Source organism: Pseudacidovorax sp. NFM-22 (genome assembly GCF_021401245.1).
Taxonomy (GTDB): Bacteria; Pseudomonadota; Gammaproteobacteria; order Burkholderiales; family Burkholderiaceae_C; genus Xenophilus.
Genome location: NZ_JACBFY010000009.1, coordinates 26,968 through 50,159, shown reverse-complemented (window position 1 = coordinate 50,159; position 23,192 = coordinate 26,968). Strand labels below are relative to the sequence as shown.

19 protein-coding genes are annotated in these 23,192 nt (G+C 68.8%); 8 read left to right on the top strand and 11 right to left on the bottom strand.

Annotated features, from left to right (window positions below; translation table 11 throughout):
* Positions 1–23: 23 nt before the first annotated feature.
* The 6 genes from L0984_RS25935 to L0984_RS25910 all read right to left on the bottom strand — a co-directional run bounded on the left by L0984_RS25935 (position 24) and on the right by L0984_RS25910 (position 8,759).
* Positions 24–1,307 (bottom strand): glutamate-5-semialdehyde dehydrogenase, encoded by a 1,284-nt coding sequence (locus tag L0984_RS25935; RefSeq protein ID WP_370646205.1) that lies wholly within the window; start codon positions 1,305–1,307, stop codon positions 24–26.
* 172 nt (positions 1,308–1,479) lie between these two features.
* Entirely contained in the window at positions 1,480–3,828 is a 2,349-nt protein-coding gene (locus L0984_RS25930; RefSeq protein ID WP_234197240.1) for a xanthine dehydrogenase family protein molybdopterin-binding subunit, read from the bottom strand.
* Between the two features lie 147 nt (positions 3,829–3,975).
* Complete coding sequence (locus tag L0984_RS25925) at positions 3,976–5,655, bottom strand: long-chain-fatty-acid--CoA ligase (RefSeq protein WP_234197239.1); 1,680 nt, start codon at positions 5,653–5,655, stop codon at positions 3,976–3,978.
* 120 nt (positions 5,656–5,775) lie between these two features.
* Complete coding sequence (locus tag L0984_RS25920; RefSeq protein ID WP_234197237.1) at positions 5,776–7,260, bottom strand: NAD(P)(+) transhydrogenase (Re/Si-specific) subunit beta; 1,485 nt, start codon at positions 7,258–7,260, stop codon at positions 5,776–5,778.
* Between the two features lie 4 nt (positions 7,261–7,264).
* Positions 7,265–7,594, bottom strand: a complete 330-nt coding sequence (locus L0984_RS25915; RefSeq protein ID WP_234197236.1) for an NAD(P) transhydrogenase subunit alpha — start codon at positions 7,592–7,594, stop codon at positions 7,265–7,267.
* 19 nt (positions 7,595–7,613) lie between these two features.
* Positions 7,614–8,759 (bottom strand): Re/Si-specific NAD(P)(+) transhydrogenase subunit alpha, encoded by a 1,146-nt coding sequence (locus L0984_RS25910; protein ID WP_234197235.1) that lies wholly within the window; start codon positions 8,757–8,759, stop codon positions 7,614–7,616.
* A 183-nt stretch (positions 8,760–8,942) separates the two neighbouring features.
* On the opposite strand from L0984_RS25910, the gene L0984_RS25905 reads away from it, so the two are divergent.
* Both L0984_RS25905 and L0984_RS25900 read left to right on the top strand, forming a co-directional pair.
* Positions 8,943–9,731, top strand: coding sequence for a response regulator transcription factor (locus L0984_RS25905; protein ID WP_370646193.1), 789 nt, complete (start codon positions 8,943–8,945; stop codon positions 9,729–9,731).
* Between the two features lie 212 nt (positions 9,732–9,943).
* Positions 9,944–10,438: an NUDIX hydrolase gene (locus tag L0984_RS25900; protein ID WP_234197234.1), complete on the top strand. Its 495-nt coding sequence runs from the start codon at positions 9,944–9,946 to the stop codon at positions 10,436–10,438.
* A gap of 54 nt (positions 10,439–10,492) precedes the next feature.
* Here L0984_RS25900 and L0984_RS25895 read toward each other — a convergent pair whose 3' ends face one another.
* On the bottom strand, positions 10,493–11,575 hold the full coding sequence (locus L0984_RS25895; protein WP_234197233.1) for an aminoglycoside phosphotransferase family protein: 1,083 nt from the start codon (positions 11,573–11,575) through the stop codon (positions 10,493–10,495).
* Between the two features lie 99 nt (positions 11,576–11,674).
* Here L0984_RS25895 and L0984_RS25890 point away from each other — a divergent pair, with 99 nt between their 5' ends.
* The 3 genes from L0984_RS25890 to rsmA all read left to right on the top strand — a co-directional run bounded on the left by L0984_RS25890 (position 11,675) and on the right by rsmA (position 16,436).
* Positions 11,675–14,074, top strand: a complete 2,400-nt coding sequence (locus L0984_RS25890; protein ID WP_234197232.1) for an LPS-assembly protein LptD — start codon at positions 11,675–11,677, stop codon at positions 14,072–14,074.
* Between the two features lie 90 nt (positions 14,075–14,164).
* Positions 14,165–15,634 (top strand): peptidylprolyl isomerase, encoded by a 1,470-nt coding sequence (locus L0984_RS25885; RefSeq protein ID WP_234197231.1) that lies wholly within the window; start codon positions 14,165–14,167, stop codon positions 15,632–15,634.
* Positions 15,635–15,665: 31 nt separating this feature from the next.
* On the top strand, positions 15,666–16,436 hold the full coding sequence (gene rsmA, locus L0984_RS25880; protein WP_234197230.1) for a 16S rRNA (adenine(1518)-N(6)/adenine(1519)-N(6))-dimethyltransferase RsmA: 771 nt from the start codon (positions 15,666–15,668) through the stop codon (positions 16,434–16,436).
* A 113-nt stretch (positions 16,437–16,549) separates the two neighbouring features.
* On the opposite strand, the gene L0984_RS25875 is transcribed toward rsmA, so the two are convergent.
* The 4 genes from L0984_RS25875 to L0984_RS25860 form a co-directional block, all read right to left on the bottom strand.
* Positions 16,550–16,690 (bottom strand): hypothetical protein, encoded by a 141-nt coding sequence (locus L0984_RS25875; RefSeq protein ID WP_017759369.1) that lies wholly within the window; start codon positions 16,688–16,690, stop codon positions 16,550–16,552.
* A 47-nt stretch (positions 16,691–16,737) separates the two neighbouring features.
* A complete protein-coding gene (locus L0984_RS25870; protein WP_043112550.1) occupies positions 16,738–17,160 on the bottom strand; it encodes a barstar family protein in 423 nt (140 codons plus the stop codon).
* Positions 17,161–17,213: 53 nt separating this feature from the next.
* On the bottom strand, positions 17,214–17,540 hold the full coding sequence (locus L0984_RS25865) for a ribonuclease domain-containing protein (protein ID WP_017759371.1): 327 nt from the start codon (positions 17,538–17,540) through the stop codon (positions 17,214–17,216).
* Between the two features lie 308 nt (positions 17,541–17,848).
* Positions 17,849–20,158, bottom strand: a complete 2,310-nt coding sequence (locus L0984_RS25860) for an NADP-dependent malic enzyme (protein WP_017759372.1) — start codon at positions 20,156–20,158, stop codon at positions 17,849–17,851.
* Between the two features lie 202 nt (positions 20,159–20,360).
* Here L0984_RS25860 and L0984_RS25855 point away from each other — a divergent pair, with 202 nt between their 5' ends.
* From L0984_RS25855 to L0984_RS25845, 3 genes are read left to right on the top strand one after another with little or no spacing between them, the layout of a single operon-like run.
* Positions 20,361–21,401, top strand: coding sequence for an SPFH domain-containing protein (locus L0984_RS25855; protein ID WP_234197229.1), 1,041 nt, complete (start codon positions 20,361–20,363; stop codon positions 21,399–21,401).
* Between the two features lie 21 nt (positions 21,402–21,422).
* Positions 21,423–22,916 (top strand): DUF4178 domain-containing protein, encoded by a 1,494-nt coding sequence (locus tag L0984_RS25850; protein WP_234197228.1) that lies wholly within the window; start codon positions 21,423–21,425, stop codon positions 22,914–22,916.
* 40 nt (positions 22,917–22,956) lie between these two features.
* Positions 22,957–23,178 (top strand): DUF350 domain-containing protein, encoded by a 222-nt coding sequence (locus L0984_RS25845; RefSeq protein ID WP_017757264.1) that lies wholly within the window; start codon positions 22,957–22,959, stop codon positions 23,176–23,178.
* The last annotated feature ends 14 nt before the right edge of the window (positions 23,179–23,192 follow it).

The following is a 23,192-nucleotide window of genomic DNA, read 5'->3' as shown; positions in this document are numbered from 1 at the left end:
CCTCTTGCTGGTACGCAGCCGGGTTACTGGCGGATCTCGCCCTGGCCCAGAACGATGTACTTCAGCGAGGTCAGTCCCTCGATGCCGACCGGGCCGCGGGCGTGGAACTTGTCGGTGCTGATGCCGATTTCGGCGCCCAGCCCGTACTCGAAGCCATCCGCGAAGCGCGTGCTCGCATTCACCATCACGCTGGCCGAGTCGACCTCGCGCAGGAAGCGCTGGGCATGGCTGTGGTCGTTGGTGACGATGGCGTCGGTGTGGTGGCTGGAATAGCGGTTGATGTGGTCGATGGCCTCGTCCACGCCGTCGACCAGCTTGATGCTGATGATCGGCGCCAGGTATTCCTCGGACCAGTCCTGCTCGGTGGCGGCCACCACGCGGGGCTGGCCGGCCAGCAGGGCCGCGGCCTCGGCGTCGCAGCGCATCTCCACGCCCTTGGCGGCGAACACGGCGCCGATGCGCGGCAGGAAGGCCGGCGCGATGGCGCGGGCCACCAGCAGGCCCTCGGTCGCGTTGCAGGGGCTGTACTTCTGCGTCTTGGCGTTGTCGACCAGGGTGACGGCCATGTCCAGATCGGCACTGGCATCGACGAAGGTGTGGCAGTTGCCGTCCAGGTGCTTGATGACGGGCACCTTCGCCTCGCGGCTGATGCGCTCGATCAGGCCCTTGCCGCCGCGCGGGATGATCACGTCCACGTATTCGGGCATGGCCACCAGGCGGCCGACGGCGTCGCGGTCGGTGGTGGGCACCAGCTGCACGGCGTCCTCGGGCAGGCAGGCGTCCAGCAGGGCGGCGCGCACCAGGGCGGCCAGGGCCTTGTTGGAGTCGATGGCCTCGGAGCCGCCGCGCAGGATGGCGGCATTGCCGCTCTTGATCGCCAGGCTGGCGGCCTCGATGGTCACGTTGGGCCGGCTCTCGTAGATCATGCCGAACACCCCGATGGGGACCCTCATCTGGCCCACGCGGATGCCGCTGGGCTGCTGCTTCATGCCGATGATCTCGCCGATGGCGTCGGGCATGGCCGCCAGCTGCTCGCAGCCTTCGGCGCAGGTGGCGATGACCTTGGGCGTGAGCTTGAGGCGGTCCACCATCGGCTCGGCCAGGCCCGCGGCGCGGGCGCGCTCCAGGTCGCGGGCGTTGTGTTCGGCCAATGGCCCCACGCTCGCCCGCAGCCGCTCGGCCAGGCTGCGCAGCGCACGCGCCTTGGCCGCGGCGCTGGCCTTGGCCATCTGCGCCGACGCCGCGCGCGCCTGGGCGCCCAGCGTGTTCATCAGTTCGAGGGTGGAGATCGCGTTCATGGACGCGATTTTCTCATCGGGTCCGTGCCCGGGGCAGGGCGAGGGGATCGCTGCCGCTTCGGCTGAAGTTTGTGGAGCCCAGCCGCCCTGCAACCGTTCAGGCTGAGCCCCAGGAACCCAAGCACACCCCCAACCCGTTCAGGCTGAGCTTGTCGAAGCCCGCCCCGAGCACCAGCCGCGCTCAATCCGCCTGCTGCAGCAGCGACCACACCCGAACCGGCGTCAGCGGCATCTGCAACCGGGCGGCCAGCGCACCGCGCCCATTGCGCGCCAGGGCGTCCGCCACCGCATTGACCACCGCCGGCGTGGCGCCGATGGTGCCCAGCTCGCCCACGCCCTTCACGCCCAGCGGGTTGTTCTTGCAGGGCACGGACTCGTCCATCTCGGTGCGGAAGTCCGGCGCCGTGCCCGCCACCGGCAGGGCATAGTCCATCAGGCTGCCGGTGACCAGCTGGCCGGTCGCGTCGTCGTAAACCACCTGCTCCAGCAGCGCTTGGCCGATGCCCTGCACGGCGCCACCATCGAGTTGGCCGCGCACGATCATCGGGTTGACCACGCGGCCGACGTCGTTGACCGAGGCATAGGCGACCACCGCCACGTCGCCGGTCTGCGGATCGACCTCGACCTCGCAGACATGGCAGCCGTTGGGCCAGGTGGGGCCGTCCACCTTGCTGGTTGAGTCCACGAAGATGCGGCCCTCGGCCTGCCGGCCGGCCAGTTCGAACAGGCCGATGCCGAGGTCGGTGCCCCGCACGGTGAAGCGGCCCTGGCCGTAGTCGATGTCGGCGGCGGCCGCCTCCAGCGCCTCGGCCGCCAGCTCGCGACCGCGGGCCAAGGTGCGGTCGGCGCCGGTGCGCATGGCCGAACCGCCGGTGAACAGCGAGCGCGAACCGGCGCTGCCGAAGCCATTGCCGCGGTCGGTGTCGCCCAGCACCACGCGCACCTGCTCGATGGGCACACCGAATGCATCCACCACCAGCTGCGCCAGCGTGGTGGCGATGCCCTGGCCCATGGCGTTGACGGCCGAATAGACCTCGATCACGCCGTCGGCCTGCACGTCCACCGTCACGCGTTCCTCGAAGACGTTGCCACCCGTCCATTCGAGGAAGGTGGCGAGCCCCAGGCCGCGCCACAGCCCGCGCGCGGCCGACTCCGCGGCGCGCGCGTCGAAGCCGTCCCAGTCGGCGAAGGCCAGGCCGCGGTCCATCATGTGCTCGAAGGCGCCGGTGTCGTAGGTCTGGCGCATCGGGTTGGTGTAGGGCATCTGCTCCGGCCGGATGAAGTTGCGCCGGCGCAGCACCACGCGGTCGATGCCCGTCTGCCGCGCGGCCTCGTCCATCAGCCGCTCAATGAGGAAGATGGCCTCCGGGCGGCCGGCACCGCGGTAGGCGCCGGTGGGCGACTGGTTGGTCATCACCGCGCGGAAGTGGAAGTCGATGACCGGGATGTCGTACACGCTCGTCTGCACCCAGGGCCCGATCAGCAGCTGGATGGCCACGCCCGTGCCCGTCGGGTAGGCGCCCACGTTGGCGTCGCTGTGCACGCGCAGGGCGAGCACGCGGCCGTTGGCGTCCAGGGCCATGGCGGCGCGGGCGCGCACGTCGCGGCCGTGGGTGGTGGTGAGGAATTCCTCGGAGCGCTCGCCGGTCCACTTGACGCCGCGGCCCAGGGCCTTGGCAGCGAAGGCCACCACCGCGTCCTCGGGGTAGAGGCCGGTCTTCATGCCGAAGCCGCCGCCCACGTCGCTCACGCGCACGCGGATCTGCTCGGCCGGCAGGCCGAGCACCGTCGCCAGCGTGCCGCGCACGCCGGTGGGCATCTGGGTGCTCATCTGCAGGCTGAGGCGGCCGTCCTGGGCATCGACCTCGGCCAGCACGGCGCGCGGCTCCAGCGTGACGGCGGCGACGCGCTGGTTGTCGACGGTGAGTTCGACGACGTGCGCAGCCTGGGCGAAGGCGCGGGCCGTGGCCTCGGCATCGCCGTGGCGCATCTCGGCGCTGATGTTGTCGGGGGCCGCGTCGCACAGGGCCGGCGCGCCTTCGGCCAGCGCGGCATCGAGCGTGGGGATGGCAGGCAGGTCTTCGTAGTCCACCCACACCGCCTCGGCGGCGTCCTTGGCGGCCTGCAGCGAAGTGGCGACCACGGCCACCACCGGCTCGCCGACGAAGCGCACCACCTCGTGCGCCAGCGGCAGCCGCGCCGCGGTCACGCCGGGCGAGCCGTCGGCACGCACGAAGCCAGCCACGCCGGGAATGGGCTGAACACCCTGGGCCACCAGGTCGGCGCCGGTGTAGACGGCCAGCACGCCCGGCATTGCCCGCGCGGCGTCGGCGTCGATGCTGCGGATGCGGGCGTGCGGATGGGGTGAGCGCTGGAAGGCCAGCGCGGCGCAGTCCGGCGTCCGGATGTCGTCGGTGTAGCGGCCGCGGCCGGCGAGCAGGGCTTCATCTTCCAGCCGGCGCACGGCCTGGCCGCTGCCGAAGCGGCCAGCAGAGGGGGTCGAAGCGGCGGAATGCACTTTGTCCAGCATGGGGATCTCCGTGGAGGAAATGGTCTTGCACGTACCGCCGCCCTTGTACCCGTTTGGCAGCGAGCCTGCTCGCAGCACCGTCCAACGGGCGGCCGGGCAGCACGGACGCCAGGCCGGCGCCGCGCCGCCCTTTTCAGGGGTCTCGGCCTACTTGCGCGCGTCGCGCAGTTCGCGCCGCAGGATCTTGCCCACGGGCGTCTTGGGCAGGTCGGTGCGGAACTCGATGATCTTGGGCCGCTTGTAGCCGGTCAGGTTGTCGTGGCAGAAGCTGCGCACCTGCTCCTCGGTGAGCGCCGGGTCCTTCTTGACGATCACCAGCTTGACGGCCTCGCCGGTCTTGTCGTCGAGCACGCCGACCACCGCGCACTCGAGCACGCCGGGGAGGGTGGCCACCACGTCCTCGACCTCGTTGGGGTACACGTTGAAGCCGCTGACCAGCACCATGTCCTTCTTGCGGTCCACGATCTTGGTGTAGCCGCGCTCGTCCATCACGCCCAGGTCGCCGGTCTTGAACCAGCCGTCCGCGGTCATGACCTTGGCCGTCTCGTCGGGGCGCTGCCAGTAGCCCGCCATCACCTGCGGGCCGCGAAGCGCGATCTCGCCCACCTGGCCGAGCGGCACCGGCTGGCCGGCGTCGTCCAGCAGTGTGATCTCGGTGCTGGGCAGCGGCACACCGATGGTGCCGCTGTATTCCTGGCTGGTGGTCGGGTTGCAGGTGGCCGAGGGCGAGGTCTCGGACAGGCCGTAGCCCTCGCAGATCGGACAGCCGGTCTTGTCGAGCCATAGCTTGGCGACGGCACTTTGCACCGCCATGCCGCCGCCCACCGAGATCTTGAGATGGCTCCAGTCGACGGTGTTGAAGTCCGGGTGGTTGGCCAGGCCGTTGAAGAGCGTGTTGACGGCCGGGAAGCTGTGGATGCGGTGTTTGGAAAGATCCTTGAGCGTGGCTGCCAGGTCGCGCGGATTGGGGATGAGGATCAGCAACCCGCCTGTGCGCATCGACAGCATCATGCCGACCGTGAAGGCGAAGATGTGATACAGCGGCAGCGCGCACACGGTGGTGGGCTGCTCGCCCTGGGGCACGCGCTGCATCACCGGGCTGTTCCAGGCCTCGGACTGCAGCACGTTGGCGATCACGTTGCGGTGCAGGAGCACCGCGCCCTTGCTCACGCCGGTCGTGCCGCCGGTGTACTGCAGCACCGCCACGTCGTCGCCACCGATGGCCGGCGCCTGCAGGCCGCGGCGGCGGCCCTGCGACAGCGCGTCATTGAAGCGCACGGCGCCCGGCAGGCTGAAGGCCGGCACCAGCTTCTTCACGTTGCGCACCACGTAGTTGACGATGGCGCCCTTGAGCAGGCCCAGCCGGTCGCCCATGGAAGCCAGCACCACATGCTTGACCATCGAATTCGCGATGCACTTCTGCAGCGTATTCGCGAAGTTCTCCATGATGACGATGGCCTTGGCGCCGCTGTCCTTGAGCTGGTGCTCCAGTTCGCGCGCCGTGTACAGCGGATTCACGTTCACCAGGATCAGGCCCGCGCGCAGGATGGCCGCCACGGCGATGGGGTACTGCGGGCAGTTGGGCATCATCACCGCCACGCGGTCGCCCTTGGCCAGGCCCAGTCCCTGCAGGTAGCCGGCGAAGGCCTGGCTGGCGCGGTCCACCTCGCCATAGCTCACCAGCTTGCCCATGAAGCTGTAGGCCGGGCGGTCCGCATAGCGGCTGAAGCTCTCGTCCATCAGCGCCACCAGCGAGGCGTACTGCGCGGGGTCGATGTCGGCAGGCACGCCCGGCGGATAGCTGCTGAGCCAGGGGCGGTCGGTCATGTGCGAAGTCTCCAGTGTCCGGAATGAAAAGCGGCCGCTGCTGCGGTGGCGGCCGAGGCTCTTGAAATCGTAGCAAAGCGGCGGTGGCGGTGAGGCCGCCGCTCGGGGCGAGGCAGGGCCTTATTCCACCGCCTTCATCATGTCCTCGACCACCTTCTTGGCGTCGCCGAAGACCATCATGGTCTTGTCCATGTAGAAGAGCTCGTTGTCCAGGCCCGCATAGCCGGCTGCCATCGAGCGCTTGTTCACGATCACCGTCTTGGCCTTGTAGGCCTCCAGGATCGGCATGCCGTAGATCGGGCTGCCCTTGGTGTGCGCGGCCGGGTTCACCACGTCGTTGGCACCCAGGATGATGGCCACGTCGGCCTGGCCGAACTCGCTGTTGATGTCTTCCATCTCGAAGACCTGGTCGTACGGCACCTCGGCCTCGGCCAGCAGCACGTTCATGTGGCCGGGCATGCGGCCGGCCACCGGGTGGATGGCGTACTTGACGGTGACGCCCTTGTCGGTGAGCTTCTGCGCCAGTTCCTTGACGGCATGCTGGGCGCGCGCCACGGCCAGGCCGTAGCCGGGCACGATGATCACCGTCTCGGCATTGCCCAGCACGAAGGCGGCGTCGTCGGCGCTGCCGCTCTTGACCGGGCGCTGCACCGCGCTGCCGGCCGTGGCCGCGGTGGCCTCGCCGCCGAAGCCGCCCAGGATCACGCTGAAGAAGGACCGGTTCATCGCCTTGCACATGATGTAGCTCAGGATCGCGCCCGAACTGCCCACCAGCGAGCCGGCAATGATCAGCATGCTGTTGTTGAGCGAGAAGCCGATGCCCGCCGCCGCCCAGCCCGAGTAGCTGTTGAGCATCGACACCACCACCGGCATGTCGGCGCCGCCGATGGGGATGATGATCAGCACGCCCATCACGAAGGCCAGGGCCAGCATGAGCAGGAAGGCGCTCCAGCTTTCGGTGGCCATGTACACCAGGCCCAGGCCGATGGTCGCCAGGCCGAGCACCAGGTTCACCGCATGCTGGCCCTTGAACTGCACCGGCGCGCCCTGGAACAGGCGGAACTTGTACTTGCCCGACAGCTTGCCGAAGGCGATCACCGAGCCGCTGAAGGTGATGGCGCCGATGGCCGCGCCGAGGAAGAGCTCCAGCCGGTTGCCGTAGGGAATCGGCTGGCGCGCAACACCCTGGGTGATCACGATGCCGGCCTGGGTGGTGTAGGTGACCGTGCCCGTGGCCGGCGGCGGCACGATGCCGAAGGCCCAGGGCTCCACCACCGCCGCCACGGCGATGAACACCGCGGCCAGGCCGATCATGCTGTGCATGAAGGCGACCAGTTCGGGCATCTTGGTCATCTCCACCCGCTGGGCCATGAAGGCGCCGGCGCCGCCGCCGATCACCAGGCCCACCAGCACCCAGCCCAGCCCCAGCGGCGAGCCGGCCAGGCGCACGATCAGTGCCGCCGTGGTCAGTACGGCGATGGTCATGCCCACCATGCCGAAGACGTTGCCGCGGATCGAGGTGGTCGGGTGCGACAGGCCCTTGAGCGCCTGGATGAAGCAGACGCTGGCCACCAGGTAGAGCAGCGTGACGAGGTTCATCGACATGGTGTCATTTCCCCTCGGTGCCGGTGGAGGAAGCGGGCGCCTTGCGCTCCTTCTTCTTGAACATCTCCAGCATCCGGCGCGTGACCAGGAAGCCGCCGAAGACGTTGACCGCGGCCAGCGCCACGGCTGCCACGCCCATCACCTTGCCCAGCGGCGTGGTGGTGAGGGCCGCCGCCAGCATGGCGCCGACGATGACGATGGCCGAGATGGCGTTGGTCACGGCCATCAGCGGCGTGTGCAGCGCGGGCGTGACGGTCCACACCACGTGGTAGCCGACATAGATGGCCAGCACGAAGATGGTGAGGTTGATGAGGGTCGGGTTGACGATGTCCATGGTGCGCGTTCCTTCTCAATCAAGCCTTGCGGGTGACCTGGCCGTCCTGCGCGACGCGGCAGGCGGCGACGATGTCGTCCTCGAGGTCGATCTTGAGACCGCCCTCCTTGGGCAGGATCAGCTTGAGGAAGTCCAGCACGTTGCGGGCGTAGAGCGCCGAGGCATCGGCGGCCACCAGCGCGGGCAGGTTGGTCTCGCCGATGAGCGTCACGCCATGGCGCACGACGGTGCGGTCGGCCTCGGTCAGAGGGCAGTTGCCGCCGGTCATGCCGCCGTGCACGTCCGGACCGCGGCCGGCGGCGATGTCGACGATCACCGCGCCGGGCTTCATGGCCTGCACCATGGCCTCGGTGATCAGCGTGGGCGCGGGCCGGCCGGGGATCAGCGCGGTGGAGATCACCACGTCGGCCTGGGCCACCCGCTTGGCCACCTCGGCCTGCTGGCGGGTGAGCCAACTCGCGGGCATCGGCCTGGCGTAGCCGCCCACGCCTTCGGCGGCTTCGCGCTCCTCCTGCGTCTGGTAGGGCACGTCGATGAACTTGGCGCCCAGCGACTCGACCTGCTCCTTGACGCTGGGGCGCACGTCGCTGGCCTCGATGACGGCGCCCAGGCGCTTGGCGGTGGCGATGGCCTGCAGCCCTGCGACGCCCACGCCCAGCACGACCACGCGGGCTGCCTTCACAGTGCCCGCAGCCGTCATCAGCATGGGGAAGAAGCGCTGGTAGGCGTTGGCCGCCATCATCACCGCCTTGTAGCCGGCGATGTTGGCCTGACTGGAGAGCACGTCCATGCTCTGGGCGCGCGTGGTGCGCGGCGCGGCTTCCAGCGCGAAGGCGGTCAGCCCGGCCGAAGCCAGCCGCTGCAGGCCGGGCGCGTCATGGGGATTGAGCATGCCGACCACGACCGTGCCGGGCTTCATGGCGGTGCATTCGGTGTCGGTGGGTGCGCGGACCTTGAGCACCAGTTCGGCCCCCAGCGCCCCCGCGGCATCCGTGGTCTGCGCCCCGGCGGCCTCATAGGCGGCGTCGGGGGCGCTGGCGGCAAGGCCGGCCCCGGACTGGATGAGCACCTGGTGGCCTTGGGCCACCAGCTTCTTGGCGGTCTCGGGCGTGACGGCCACGCGCGATTCACCGGCCACGCACTCGGCGGGCACTCCGATCAGCATCTTGGAATCTCCTCGTCACCACAGCGGCTCGGCCGCCCCAACTGCGCCAAAGCTTACAGTAACTTGACGGGCTCCGGCGCGCCTGGGCGACAAGCCGTCGCCGTGCCACCGACCGCCATGCCGAGGGCGGGAGACGATTTCCGTGCGGAACTTCCTTCACGCGGGGTGCCCCGGATGGGTAGCATGCCGCGCCGCCTGGGCGAAGACATGATGCTCGACAGACCCGAGGCGAATGGGAGAGAGGGAATGCGCATTGCGGTGCTGGACGACGAACTGGATCAACAGGCGCTGATCAGCGCGGCGCTGACCGAAGCAGGCCACGAGTGCCACTGCTTCGACCGCAGTGCCGATCTGCAGCCCGGCCTGCGTGCCAAGGAGTTCGATCTGCTCGTCCTCGACTGGGATCTGCCCAACCTCGACATCGGCGCCCTCCTGCGGCTCGTGCGGGAAAGCTTCGGCACCTCGGTGCCGGTGATCCTGCTCACGCACCGGTGCGACGAGGCGGACCTGGTCGAGGCGCTGGGGGCCGGCGCCGACGGCTTCATCAGCAAGCCCCTGCGCGTCGCCGAACTCCAGGCCCGTGCCGAAGCGCTGATGCGGCGGGCACGTTTCTCGGTCGGCGGCGACCAGCCTCAGGACTATGGACGCTACCGCTTCCTGCCCGCCGCCCGCCAACTGCTGATGGACGGCCAGCCCGTCGAGCTCAAGAACCGCGAGTACGAACTCGCCCTGCTGTTGTTTCAGAACCTGGGACGGCTGTTGAGCCGGGACTACCTGCGTGCCACCATCTGGGGCAGTGCCCGCGAGGACGGTTCCCGCTCGCTGGACACCCACATCTCCCGCGTCCGCAGCAAGCTCGCGCTGCGCCCCGAACATGGATTCATGCTGACCGCCACCTACGGCATGGGTTACCGCCTCGAATCCGTGGACCCTTCGGAGCTGCCCCCGTCCTCGCTCCGCGCGTTCGGCTGACGGGCTGGCTTCCCTGCCTTGCGAGGTCGGCCGCCCGTTGTCCGGCGCGAACCTCCTGCCGCGGCAGACGCGCATGCGATGGCAGGCGCGCTAAAGTGCGCGGCTTTTCCCCGCCGTGCTGCCCTTCCTGCGGGCGTCCGCGGCACTGCCCGGCGGGGCGAGCGACGCAACACCTCGCCCGTCGGGCATGCAACCTGTCCGGAGATCCTTTCATGCGCTGGAGACCCAATGTGACCGTGGCGGCGGTCATCGAGAAGGAAGGCCGCTTCCTGCTGGTGGAAGAGCACACGGACCGGGGCCTGCGCCTGAACACCCCGGCCGGCCACCTCGAAGCCGGCGAGACGCCCGCCGAAGGCTGCGCCCGCGAGGCCCTGGAGGAAACGGCCCATGTCTTCACGCCCACGTCCATCGTGGGCATCTACATGGCCCGCTTCGAGCGCCGCTCGCCCGGTGATGAGGGCGACACCGACATCACCTATCTGCGCTTCGCCTTTGCCGGGGAAGTGGGCGCGCTCGATCCGGGGCGGGCGCTGGACGAGGGCATCGTGCGCACGCTCTGGATGACGCCGGAGGAGATCCGTGCCAGTGTCGAGCGCCACCGCAGCCCGCTGCTGCTGCAGTGCGTGGAGGACTACCTGGCAGGCCAGCGGCATCCGCTGGACCTGATCCACACCGACCGCTCGGTGCACATGCCGGGGCCGGCCTGAGGACCCTGGTTGTCCGGGGCGCGGCCGCTCACGCCGCGGCAAGGCTTGCCGGTCTCAGGGCCGCCCGTACATGAAGCCCGTCGGCGCTTCCGTTCCCTCGATCCGGTCGATGAGCCGCAGCAGCGGCGTCAGCTCGCGATAGCGGCCGGCGGTGGTCCGGATGTAGCCGATGAAGCGGGGCGCATCGGCCAGGTACTTGGGCTTGCCGTCGCGCAGGGTGAGGCGGGCGAAGATGCCTGCGACCTTCAGGTGGCGCTGCAGGCCCATCCATTCGACGGCACGGTAGAACTCGCCGAAATCGTCGCCCACCGGCAACCCGGCCTTGCGCGCGGCCTGCCAGTAGCGCACCGTCACGTCGATCACGAATTCCTCGTCCCAGCTCAGGAAGGCGTCGCGCATCAGGCTGGCGATGTCGTAGGTGATGGGGCCATGCACCGCGTCCTGGAAGTCGAGCACGCCCAGCACGCCGGGATCGTCGCCGACCATCAGGTTGCGGGGCATGAAGTCCCGGTGCACATACACCGCAGGCGAGGCCAGGTTGGTGCGCACGATCAGGTCATAGGCCTGCTGCAGCGTGGCCGTCTGCGCCGCGTCGAGCGTCACGCCCCGGTGGCGCCCCAGATACCAGTCGGGGAAGAGGGCGAGCTCGCGGCGCAGCAGCGCTTCGTCATAGGCAGGCAGCACGCCGGGGCGGGAGGCCTGCTGCCAGCGCACCAGCGCGTCCACCGCCTGCTGGTAGCGGGGCAGGTTGGCCGCTGGCTGCTCGCGGTCGATCACGTCCAGCAGGGTGTGCGTGCCCAGGTCGTCCAGCAGCAGGAAGCCGTTGGGCTCGTCCCAGTCCAGGATCTGCGGCACCCGCACGCCGGCCTCGCGCATCAGCGCGGCGACCCGCACGAAGGGGCGGGCATCCTCCTGGGCGGGGGGCGCATCCATCACGATGCGGGAGAGGCCGGGGGCCGCGCCGTCGATGCGGAAATAGCGGCGGAAGCTGGCGTCGGCGGAAGCAGGGCGCAGGGTGGCGGGTTGCAGGGCGTGGGCCGGCGCGATGCGGGCCAGCCAGGCCTCGAACACCCGGCCCCGGGACGCATCGGCCCAGGCGATGGAAGCCGGGCCGGAAGGGGGCGCTGAAGCGGTCATGGATAATCAACATTCTACAAATCCGCCCTCTCCCAGATGGGCGCGTGCCGGGCGCAGGACCGGCCGCCTCCAGCGCCGAGACGCTTGCCACACGCATCCATGCCAGACCAGAGCCGCGCCCCCGGGCACCGACGCCTGCCGCCGCTGCCCCTTGCGCTGCTGACGCTGGCGCTCGCGGCCGTCCAGGGCGCCTGGGCGCAGTCCGCGCCCGCCTTGCCCGACGAGCCGCCGCTGGTGCTGCGCCGCAGCCCCCAGCTCACCGAGAACATCCTTCCGACGGAGCGCAGCCAGCGTCCCAGCATCGTCCAGGGCGATCGCATCTCCGGCCGTCCCGACCTGGAGACCACCGTGGAGGGCAACGCCTCCCTGCGCCGCGGTGACACGGTCATCCGCGCCGACCGTCTCAACTACGACCAGCCGCAGGATCTGGCCACCGCCGAGGGGGAGGTGCGCGTCAACCAGGCCGGCAACATCTACGAGGGGCCGCGGCTGCAGCTCAAGCTGGAGACCTTCGAGGGCTTCTTCGACAGCGTTCGCTACCAGCTGCTGACCAATGGCGCCCATGGCACGGCGGACCGCGTCGATTTCGTCGATTCCGACCGCACGATCGCGCGCCGGGCCACCTACACCACCTGCCGCCGCGAGGACGACCAGCCGGGCTGGAAGCCGGCCTGGTTCCTCAGCGCCGAGAACCTCCGCACCGACAGCGCCGAGGGCGTCGGCGTCGCCGAGAACGTGCAACTGCACTTCATGGGCATGAGTTCGCCGGCCCTGCCCAGTGTGAGCTTCCCGCTGGACGACCAGCGCAAGAGCGGCATCCTGCCGCCGGTCATCGGCATGGACAGCGTCAACGGCCTGGAGTTGACGCTGCCCTACTACTGGAACATTGCGCCCAACCGCGACGCCACCTTCACGCCCTCGGTGATGAGCAAGCGGGGCATCAACATCGCCAACGAATTCCGTTACCTCGAGAAGGACTACAGCGGCGAGGTGCGCTTCGACCTCATGCCCGACGACCAGTTGCGCAACCGCGACCGCTGGGGCCTGTGGCTGCGCCACCGGCAGAACTTCGATGCCGGCACCCTCGGCATGGACACGCTCAGTGCCAATCTGTCGGTGGACCGGGTCAGCGACGACGACTACTGGCGCGACTTCACCCGCACGCCCACGCTGACCTCGCGTCAGCTGTCGGCCGACGGCACGGTCAACTGGAGCAAGGGCGACTGGAGCGGCCGCCTGTTCGCCCAGAAGTGGCAGACGCTCACCTACACCGAGGCGCCGATCACGCCGGCCTACGACCGCCTGCCCCAGCTCACGGCCAATTACGCGCTGTACGACTGGAACGGCTTCGACTTCAGCTTCAACAACGAGCTGACGCGCTTCAGCGCCAACTCGACCCAGCAGGGCCAGCCGAACGCCGACCGGCTGTTCTCGCAGGTGCAGCTGTCGCGGCCCTTCGTGCGGCCGGGCTACTACGTCACGCCCAAGCTCACGCTGTCGGGCACGAGCTACAGCTTCGACGGCCCGTTGTCCAACGGCGCGACCTCGGCCAACCGCACGGTGCCGACCTTCAGCCTCGACACGGGCATGACCTTCGAGCGCGAGACCAGCCTCTTCGGCAAGGCCTACACGCAGACGCTGGAGCCGCGCGCCTTCTTCGTCAACACGCCCTATCGGGACCAGAGCACGCTGCCGGTCTACGACACCGCCAAGAGCGACCTGAGCCTGGCGTCGCTCTTCACCGAGAACGAATTCACCGGCAATGACCGCATCTCGGCCACCAAGGCGGTCACCCTGGGCGTGACGTCCCGGCTGATCGACCCCGACACCGGCTTCGAACGGGCCCGTTTCGGCATCGCGCAGCGGCGGCGGCTGTCCGACCAGCTGGTGACGCTGCCGGGCGGCACCGCCTCCACCGACCGGGCATCCGACGTGGTGACGGGCGCGCAGATCAACATCAATCCACAGTGGAGTGTCGAAGGCGCGGTCCAGTACAACCCGCAGATCGACAAGTCGGAGCGCCGCGCCATCACCGCGCGCTACACGCCCGGCCCGTACCGCTCGCTCAGTGCCTCGTACCGCTACCAGGACGACCGCATCTCCGTCAACAACTCGGGCTACGAATCCATCGACCTGGGCTGGCAATGGCCGCTGAACGACCTGTGGGGCGACAAGGGCTCGCCCAAGGCCGGCGGTGGGCTGGGCGGCGGGCGCTGGTATGCCGTCGGCCGCGTCAACTACAGCCTGCGCGACAAGGTGGTCACGGATGCGGTGATGGGCGTCGAGTACGACGGCTGCTGCTACATCGGCCGCGTCGTGCTGGAGAAGGTCAGCACCGGGGTGGCCACGGCTACCAAGCGCATCATGTTCCAGATCGAGTTCATGGGCTTCACCAGCCTCGGAACCAGCCCGATGCGCACGCTTCAAACCAACGTGCCGCGCTACCGTTCGCTGCGCGAGCCCACGCTGGCGCCGAGCCGTTTCACCAACTATGAGTGAGCAAGACCCCGCCCGCCTCGCTGGCGACGGGGGCTTTCTCCAGCCCGCCCGCCTGTCCGGGCGTGGCGCTTGATCCAGGAGGCCAACGCCATGAGATTCCAGCTTTCCGTCTTCGCCCTGTCGTGCGCGGCCCTGCTGGCCGCCACGCCGGCCGCGCAGGCCCAGCAGGGTGGCGCCGCCACACGCCAGGGTGCCTCGGCCCAGCAGGGCCGCAGTGCCCAGGCGGCCACACCCCGTCGGGGCATCACCGACATCATGCGTGAAGGTCCTGCCACCTCCACGCTGCCGCCGCCCGTCTCTGCGGCGGCACAGCCGCAGGGCCAGCGGGCCGCGGAATACATCGTGGCGCTGGTCAATTCCGAGCCGATCACCAACACCCAGGTCCAGAAGCGGGTGGAGCGCATCCTGCGCGAGGCCGGGCCGGAGGCGCAGCGGATCCCGCGCGACCAGATCAACCGCCAGGTGCTCGAGCAGATCATCGCCGAGCGTGCGCAGCTGCAGCTGGCCAAGGAACTGGGCGTGCGTGTGGATGCCATGGCCATCGACCAGGCGGAGGAAGTGGTGGCGCGGCAGAACCAGGTCAGCCTGCCCGAGCTGCGTCGCCGGGTGAGCGAGGCGGGGATCTCGCGCGACGAGTTCCGCAATAACCTGCGCGACCAGTTGCTGCTCACCCGTCTGCGCGAGCGCGAGCTGGAAGGCCGCGTGAAGGTCAGCGACGACGAGATCGACCAGTTCCTGCGCGAGCAGCGCGCGGCCGCGAGCAGCGCGGCGCCCGACATCAATCTCGCCCAAGTGCTGGTCACGGTGCCCGAAAAGGCGACGGCGGCGCAGATCGCCGAGGCGCAGAAGCGGGCCGAGGACATCGCCCGTCGCGCCCGCGCCGGCGAGGACTTCTCCCAGCTGGCGACCCAGCTGTCCGACGCGCCCGATGCCAAGGGCACCGGCGGCGTGCTGGGGCTGCGTGCGGCCGACCGCTATCCGCCACTGTTCGTCGAGGCGACACAGTCCACGCCCGTGGGCGGCATCGTCGGACCGGTGCGCTCGGGCGCGGGCTTCCATGTGCTGAAGGTGCTGGCAAAGCAGAATGCCGCGTCGCCGGATTCCGTGGTCACGCAGACGCAGGTGCGCCATATCCTGATGCGCCCCGACACGCGCCGCACGCCGGAGCAGATCGTTTCGCTCATGACCGACTTCAAGCGGCGCATCCAGGCCGGCACGGCCGACTTCGCCGCGCTGGCCCGCGAGAACTCGCAGGACACCGTCAGCGCCCGCGAGGGCGGCGAGCTGGGCTGGTCTACGCCGGGCCAGTTCGTGCCGGAGTTCGAAGAGGCCATGAGCCGCCTGCAGCCCGGCCAGATCAGCGACCCCATCGTCACCCGGTTCGGCATCCACCTGATCCAGGTCGAGGGCCGGCGCGAAGCCAAGCTCAATCCCGCCGAACTGCGCGAAGCGGCGCGCAATGTGCTGCGGGACCGCAAGATGGAAGATGCCTACGAGGCCTGGGCCCAGGAAGTGCGCCAGCGTGCCTACGTGGAAATGCGCGAGGCGCCGGCCTCCTGAGCGTGATCGCCGCCGCGCCACCCCCGCCCGCATGAAACCCCACGCCCCGCGCAAGCGCTTCGGACAGCATTTCCTGACCGACGATGCCATCATCGACGGCATCGTCCGCGAGATCGCGCCGCGTCCCGGCGACGCCATGGTCGAGATCGGACCGGGCCTGGCCGCGCTCACGCAGCCCTTGGTCGAGCGGCTCGGACGCCTGACGGTGGTCGAGCTGGACCGCGACCTGGCCGCACGGCTGCGCAGCCATCCACAGCTGACCGTCGTCGAGGCGGATGTTCTGACGGTGGATTTCGGTGTCTTGGCCGATACGGCGGGCCAGCGGCTGCGGGTGGCAGGCAACCTGCCCTACAACATCTCCACGCCCATCCTCTTCCACCTGCTGCGCTTTGCCGATCGGATCGCCGACCAGCATTTCATGCTGCAGAAGGAAGTGATCGACCGCATGGTGGCCAAGCCTGCGACCTCCGACTACGGCCGTCTGTCGGTGATGCTCCAGTGGCGCTACGCCATGGAGAACGTGCTCTTCGTGCCACCGGAAAGCTTCGACCCGCCGCCTCGCGTGGACAGCGCGGTGGTGCGGATGGTCCCGCGCGAAGCGCCGGCGGCACTGGACCCTGCTCTGCTCGAGCGCATCGTGCAACTGGCCTTCAGTCAACGCCGCAAGCTGGTGCGCCACACCCTGGGCCGCTGGCTGGACGAGCAACACTTCGCCGGCCAGTTCGACGTGCAGCGCCGCGCCGAGGAAGTGCCGGTGGAGGAGTACGTGGCGCTCGCGCAGGCACTTGCTTCGGTGTCCTGAAAGAAGGCCGGCGCCTCGGTGCGCCGTGGCGCAGTCGTCCTCGAGGCTTGCGTCGCGCCCAAGAAAAAGCCCGCCTTTCGGCGGGCTTCGTTCGTCAGCGCCCGGCCGGAGGCTCAGGCGGCAGACAGCCAGTAGCTGCTGTTGAAAGGGCTGCTCATGCGCAGCGCCTGCGGGGAGACGTCCACCAGCTTGTCGGTGGGCATCTTCTCTTCGCCGCTCAGGTCGATGCCATCGACGGGGGCGGTGGTGGTCACCGGGGCCTCGCTGGCCCGTTCTGCTTGGCCGGCTTGTGCAGAACGGGCTACAGAAAAGAATAGAAGCACCGGAAGGGCACTTTCCGGTCGCCCCAGTAGTCGGCGGCGTCCCGGAAAATGTCGAGCAGTTGCTCGCGCGCTTCCTTGTCGAATTTGGCATGCGCCGGGATCTGCTCCAGCACCACGACGAAGCCGGGCTGCGGGCCCGACTTGTACAGCGGGTCGGTCATGCAGTCGTAGAGGGCATCGAAGTTCTTGCCGAAGTGCGCCGGGAAGGTGAACTGCTGCGCGATCAGGTCGAGCACGTCCTGCTTGCTCTGGGCAACGGCCAGGTTGGCATAGAGGAAGTGGTGGCCCGCTTCTTGCGCCGCCTGCTGCAGATCGGCCACGCGAAAGGCGCGAATCGACTGCACGATGTTCGGCCGCACGCCCTTGAGAGGCTGCTCATTCATCTCCGCTGTTCTTTCCATGATGGTCAAGACTTGTTCCGGACGCGTTGGTGCGTCAACCCATGACGTGCGCATCAGGGCACGATCTTTCTGAAACTGGCGTAGTGGTCGGCCGTGTACCAGCAACCATCGGGTCGGCTGGGCTGCTGGCCCCCGCACACGATCCGGCGCGCGCCGCGGTTGCTCGCGCCCGGCGTCCTGACTGTGTACTCGCGGTAGTAGCCGCGTGGTTCACGAGGCAGGAGTCGCTCGCGGTTGCCGAAGACCGTGCCGTCCTTCTCGTGAGGGAAGGGGCCGCCTTGCAGGATGGTTCGGTAGGTTTGCTGGCCCTGGGGAGGCAGTTCCGCCAGTGCAATCGAAGTGCCCCGGTCCGTCGTCTCCCGGGCGGATGCGGCGGGCATCCCCGCCAATCCTCCCCACAAGGCTGCCGCAAGAACGCCAACGCGCGTGAACTTGGAAACCGGGGAAGAAATCGAGGCGAAAACCGCCATGAGGCACCGGAAGGCTAAAGAACGGGACTGCGATTTACGGGTTAACCCGTAAATTCAAGCCCGCCAGTGTGCCCCAGTGCTGCCTAAATAGCAAGCGAATGCCCAAGGATTGGGCAATGGGAATGCCCTGCGAAGTGCCAAAAAGTTGACGCTCCGCAGAGTCGGCACCAGCATGGTGCGGGGCAGACAGGCGCGTTGCGCGCCTGTCTGCCAAGCGATCAGCGATCGGCGTTGGCGTCGGCCACCGTCAGGGCCGTCATGTTGACGATGCGGCGCACCGTGGCGCTGGCGGTGAGGATGTGCACCGGCTTGGCCGCGCCCAGCAGCACCGGGCCGATGGCGATGTTGCCGCCGGCGGCCGTCTTGAGCAGGTTGTAGGAGATGTTGGCGGCGTCGATGTTCGGGAACACGAGCAGGTTCGCGTCGCCAGCGAGCGCGCTGTGCGGCATCACGCTCATGCGCTGGCGGCCGTCGAGGGCCACGTCACCGTGCATCTCGCCGTCGACTTCGAGCCAGGGCGCCTGCTCGCGCAGCAGGGCCAGGGTCTGGCGCATCTTGAGCGCGCTGGGATGGGCGCTGGTGCCGAAGTTGGAGTGCGACAGCAGGGCGGCCTTGGGCTTGAGGCCGAAGCGCATCATTTCCTCGGCGGCCATGATGGTGATCTCGGCCAGTTCCTCGGCGCTGGGGTCGTAGTTGACGTGCGTGTCGACCAGGAACACCTGCCGCTCGGGCAGCAGCAGCGCGTTCATGCAGGCATAGATCGAGGCGCCGCTGCGCTTGCCGATCACGTTGTCGATGTAGGGCAGGTGGGCGTGCGTGGTGCCCCAGGTGCCGCAGATCATGCCGTCCACATGGCCCTTGTGCAGCAGCATGGCGCCGATGAGCGCCAGGCGGCGGCGCATCTCGATCTTGGCGACCTGCACCGTCACGCCCTTGCGCTCGGTCATGCGGTGGTAGGTCTGCCAGAAGTCGCGGTAGCGCTCGTCCCACTCGACGTTGACGACGTCGTAGTCCTGGCCTTCCTTCAGGCGAAGACCGAACTTCTCGATGCGCTGGGCGATGATGGCCGGGCGGCCGATGAGCGTGGGGCGTGCGATGCCTTCGTCCACCACGATCTGGGCGGCGCGCAGCACGCGCTCTTCTTCCCCTTCGGCATAGGCCACGCGCTTCTTGGCCGCGCGCTTGGCGGCGTCGAAGATCGGCTTCATCGTCGTGCCCGAGGCATAGACGAAGCTCTGCAGCTTGTCGCGGTAGGCGTCCAGGTCCTTGATGGGACGGGCGGCCACGCCGCTTTCTTCCGCCGCCTTGGCCACGGCCGGCGCGATCTTCATCATCAGGCGCGGGTCGAAGGGCTTGGGGATCAGGTATTCGGGGCCGAAGCTCAGCTTCTCGCCCACATAGGCGGCGGCCACGCGCTCGCTCTGCTCGGCCTGCGCCAGATCGGCGATGGCGCGCACCGCGGCGATCTCCATCTCGTCGGTGATGGTGGTCGCGCCGCAGTCCAGGGCTCCGCGGAAGATGTACGGGAAGCACAGGACGTTGTTGACCTGGTTCGGGTAATCGGTACGGCCCGTGGCCATGATGATGTCGCCGCGCACCGAGTGGGCCAGCTCCGGCAGGATCTCTGGGTTGGGGTTGGCCAGCGCGAAGATCACCGGCCGGGCCGCCATCTTGGCGACCATCTCGGGCTTGAGCACGTTGCCGGCCGACAGGCCCAGGAAGACGTCGGCGCCTTCCATCACCTCGCCCAGCGTGCGGGCCTCGGTCTTCTGCGCGAACCGGGCCTTGTCCTCGTCCATCAGTTCGGTGCGGCCTTCGTAGACCACGCCGGCCAGGTCGGTGACGAACACGTTCTCGCGCTTGAGGCCCACCTTGAGCAGCAGGTTCAGGCAGGCCAGGGCGGCGGCGCCGGCGCCCGAGGCCACCAGCTTGACCTGGCCGATGTCCTTGCCGGCCACCTTCAGGCCGTTGAGCATGGCGGCGGCGACGGTAATGGCGGTGCCGTGCTGGTCGTCGTGGAAGACCGGGATCTTCATGCGCTTGCGCAGCTCGCGCTCGACGTAGAAGCAGTCGGGGGCCTTGATGTCCTCGAGGTTGATGGCGCCGAAGGTGGGCTCCAGCGCGGCGATCACCTCGACCAGCTTGGCCGGGTCCTTCTCGTCGATCTCGATGTCGAAGACGTCCACGCCCGCGAACTTCTTGAACAGGACGGCCTTGCCTTCCATCACGGGCTTGGAGGCCAGCGGGCCGATGTCGCCGAGGCCCAGCACGGCGGTGCCGTTGGAGATCACGGCCACCAGGTTGCCGCGCGAGGTGTAGCGGAAGGCGGCGGCCGGGTCCTTGACGATCTCCTCGCAGGGTGCCGCCACGCCGGGCGAATAGGCCAGCGACAGGTCGCGCTGGTTCGTCATCTGCTTGGTGGCGCTGATCGCCAGCTTGCCCGGCACCGGAAACTCGTGGTATTCGAGTGCGGCGCGGCGAAGTTCCGCGCGTTTGTCTTCGGCGCTCAGGGGTTTGGACTCGGACATGGGGACGCTGCTCCTCGACGCAAACGGCGGGCTGTCGAGGCGCCGCCGCTGCCTGGCTCACTGGAAAAGGGCGCCGATTGTAGGCCTGCCCCTGTCGCTGTCCCGGCCGCCATAGGCTGCATGGCCAGGGCGGCCACGGCCGGCGTCCGCGCGGGCTGTGGCAACATTTGCGGCTCCTCACTTTGCGAGCACGGAGCAACGCATGGCCCTGATGGATTTCATCAAGAAGCAGTTCATCGACGTCATCCAATGGACGGAGGAGGGCGACGGCACGCTTGCCTGGCGCTTCCCGATGGCGGGCATGGAGATCCAGAACGGCGCCTCGCTCACCGTGCGCGAGTCGCAGATGGCCGTCTTCGTCAACGAGGGCACGGTGGCCGACGTCTTCGGCCCCGGCATGTACAAGCTGACGACGCAGACGCTGCCGGTGCTGACCTACCTGCGCAACTGGGACAAGCTCTTCGAGTCGCCCTTCAAGAGCGACGTGTACTTCTTCAGCACCCGCCAGCAGGTGGACCAGAAGTGGGGCACGCCCCAGCCCATCACCATCCGCGACAAGGATTTCGGCGCCGTGCGGCTGCGGGCCTTCGGCAACTACAGCTACCGGGTGGCCGATCCCAAGCTCTTCCACACCGAGATCTCCGGCACGCGCGAGCGCTACACGGTGGCCGACCTCGACGGTCAGCTGCGTGGGCTGGTGCTGCAGAACATCAGCAACGCCATCGCGGCCAGCGGCGTGCCCTTCCTCGACCTGGCGGCCAACCAGAACCAGTTCGCGCAGGCGCTGGCCGCGCAGCTCGCCCCCGAGTTCGCCAAGATCGGCCTGCGCCTGGACGTGATGACGCTGCAGAACCTGTCGCTGCCCGAGGAGCTGCAGAAGGTCCTCGACCAGAAGATCGGCATGGGCATGGTCGGCAACGACATGGGCAAGTTCATGCAGTACCAGGCGGGTCAGGCCATCCCAGTCTTCGCCGAAAACAGCGGCCATGGCGGCGGCGTGGCCGGCGATGCCATGGGGCTGGGCGCCGGCGTCGCGCTGGGGCAGGTGATGGCCAACACGCTGGCGCAGGGCCTGCAGCAGCCGGCCCAGGCGCCTGCTGCCGCGCCGGCCGCGGCGCCGACCGTCAGCCCGGCCGAGGTGATGTCCACCCTCGAGAAGCTGGCCGAACTCAAGACCAAGGGCATCCTGACCCAGGAAGAGTTCGACGCCAAGAAGACCGAACTGCTGAAAAAGCTGACGTGATCCGCGCCGCACGCTCCCGCCATGGCTGAGGCCGGCGGCACCCAGCGCCACTACCGCGCACCCTGTCCGGGCTGTGGCGCGCCGGTCGAGTTCCGGTCGGCGCAGTCGGTCTATGCCGTCTGCCCCTACTGCCAGAGCACAGTCGTCCGCCGGGGCGAGCAGCTGGCGCGCGTGGGCAAGATGGCCGAGCTGTTCGAGGACTTCAGTCCGCTGCAGCTCTTTGCCGCCGGCCGCCTGCAGGACCAGCCCTTCACCCTGGTCGGCCGGCTGCAGTACGCCTATGCCGGCGGCCGCTGGACCGAATGGATCGCCGAGCTCGACGGCGAGCGCCAGGGCACGCTGAGCGAGGACAACGGCAGCTACGTCTTCTCTTTGCCCTATGCGTTGACGCAGGAGGCGCCGCCCGCCGACGCCCTGCGCGTGGGCATGACGACGGCCATCAACGGCCAGTCGTACACCGTGGCCTCCAACGAAGAGGCGGCGCTGCTCTCGGCCCAGGGCGAACTGCCGCGGTTGCCCGAGTTGGGCCAGCCCTTCCGCGTGGTCGAGTTGCGCAACGACAAGGGCCTTGTGCTCAGCCTGGAGTACGGCAGCCAGCCGCCCACGGCCTGGCTGGGCCGGCAGGTGGCACTGGCCGACCTGCAGCTCACCGGCCTGCGCAGCGAATCCGGCAAGGAAGAGCAAGGCCGCGCCTTCAACTGCCCGAACTGCGGCGCGCCGGTGACGGTGCAGCTGGAAGGCAGCAAGAGCATCACCTGCGGCAGCTGCAAGAGCCTGATCGACCTGAGCGCCGGCGTCGGCGCCGAGCTGAAGTACGCGCTGCAGGACGAGCCGGTGAAACCGCTGATCGCGCTGGGCAGCACGGGCCGGCTGGAGGGCAGCGACTGGCAGGTGGTGGGCTTCCAGCACCGCATGGGCCGTTCGCCGGGCGAGGACGAGCAGTTCGGCTGGAGCGAATACCTGCTCTACAACCGGCAGAAGGGCTTCTGCTTTCTGGTGGACGCCGAGGACGGCTGGAGCCTGGTGCGGCCGACCACCGGCGCGCCGGTGGTGTCGGGCGGCGGCGCCAGCGCGCGCTACCTGGGCACCTCCTACCGCCAGCAGTACAGCTACGACGCCGAGACCACCTACGTGGCCGGCGAGTTCTACTGGCGCGTCGAGCGCGGCCAGCGCACCAGCAACCGCGACTATGCCGGCCCCAAGGGCACGGTGCTGTCGCTGGAGCGGGCCGACAAGGAGCTGACCTGGTCGCTCGGCAACCGGCTGGACGGCGCTGCCGTGGCCCAGGCCTTCAAGCTCGATGCCCGCAAGGACCAGTTCAAGCGGGCCGATGCGGCCCCGCTGAGCGCGGCCTCGGGCCTCGGCTGCGGCACCATCATCCTGATCGTGGTGGTGGTGATCATCCTGCTCTTGATCCTGTCGACCTGCAGCGGCGGCTCGGGCTCGTCGGGCAGCAGCTGGCGCAGCACGGGCGGCTCCTACGGCGGCTATTCCAGCGGCGGCGGCCACAAGTAGGTGGCGCCTTTCCCTTCTTCATCCCTTCGCGGAGAGACACATGGCGAAATTCGAATGGCTCCATCCCGTGTCCATCGCGGGCACCCTGCTGTATGCGCTGATCGGCATCATCGTGTTCTGGGTGGCCTTCATCATCATCGACAAGATCACGCCCTACGACCTGTGGGCGGAGATCGTCGAGAAGCAGAACCGGGCGCTGGCGCTGGTGGTCGCGGCGATGTGCCTGGGTATCTCGATCATCGTGGCGGCAGCGATTCATTGAGTTCCATCGCGCAG

Excerpts from the sequence above, each read along its gene's own strand:
- L0984_RS25910 (WP_234197235.1), bottom strand. The coding sequence starts at position 8,759 with ATGCTGATCGGAGTGCCCGCCGAGTGCGTGGCCGGTGAATCGCGCGTG.
- L0984_RS25915 (WP_234197236.1), bottom strand. The coding sequence starts at position 7,594 with ATGGACATCGTCAACCCGACCCTCATCAACCTCACCATCTTCGTGCTG.
- L0984_RS25855 (WP_234197229.1), top strand. The coding sequence starts at position 20,361 with ATGGCCCTGATGGATTTCATCAAGAAGCAGTTCATCGACGTCATCCAA.
- L0984_RS25885 (WP_234197231.1), top strand. The coding sequence starts at position 14,165 with ATGAGATTCCAGCTTTCCGTCTTCGCCCTGTCGTGCGCGGCCCTGCTG.
- L0984_RS25860 (WP_017759372.1), bottom strand. The coding sequence starts at position 20,158 with ATGTCCGAGTCCAAACCCCTGAGCGCCGAAGACAAACGCGCGGAACTT.
- L0984_RS25895 (WP_234197233.1), bottom strand. The coding sequence starts at position 11,575 with ATGACCGCTTCAGCGCCCCCTTCCGGCCCGGCTTCCATCGCCTGGGCC.
- L0984_RS25845 (WP_017757264.1), top strand. The coding sequence starts at position 22,957 with ATGGCGAAATTCGAATGGCTCCATCCCGTGTCCATCGCGGGCACCCTG.
- L0984_RS25850 (WP_234197228.1), top strand. The coding sequence starts at position 21,423 with ATGGCTGAGGCCGGCGGCACCCAGCGCCACTACCGCGCACCCTGTCCG.
- L0984_RS25890 (WP_234197232.1), top strand. The coding sequence starts at position 11,675 with ATGCCAGACCAGAGCCGCGCCCCCGGGCACCGACGCCTGCCGCCGCTG.
- L0984_RS25900 (WP_234197234.1), top strand. The coding sequence starts at position 9,944 with ATGCGCTGGAGACCCAATGTGACCGTGGCGGCGGTCATCGAGAAGGAA.
- rsmA (WP_234197230.1), top strand. The coding sequence starts at position 15,666 with ATGAAACCCCACGCCCCGCGCAAGCGCTTCGGACAGCATTTCCTGACC.
- L0984_RS25920 (WP_234197237.1), bottom strand. The coding sequence starts at position 7,260 with ATGTCGATGAACCTCGTCACGCTGCTCTACCTGGTGGCCAGCGTCTGC.
- L0984_RS25930 (WP_234197240.1), bottom strand. The coding sequence starts at position 3,828 with ATGCTGGACAAAGTGCATTCCGCCGCTTCGACCCCCTCTGCTGGCCGC.
- L0984_RS25865 (WP_017759371.1), bottom strand. The coding sequence starts at position 17,540 with ATGCCCGCCGCATCCGCCCGGGAGACGACGGACCGGGGCACTTCGATT.
- L0984_RS25925 (WP_234197239.1), bottom strand. The coding sequence starts at position 5,655 with ATGACCGACCGCCCCTGGCTCAGCAGCTATCCGCCGGGCGTGCCTGCC.
- L0984_RS25905 (WP_370646193.1), top strand. The coding sequence starts at position 8,943 with ATGCCGCGCCGCCTGGGCGAAGACATGATGCTCGACAGACCCGAGGCG.
- L0984_RS25870 (WP_043112550.1), bottom strand. The coding sequence starts at position 17,160 with ATGGAAAGAACAGCGGAGATGAATGAGCAGCCTCTCAAGGGCGTGCGG.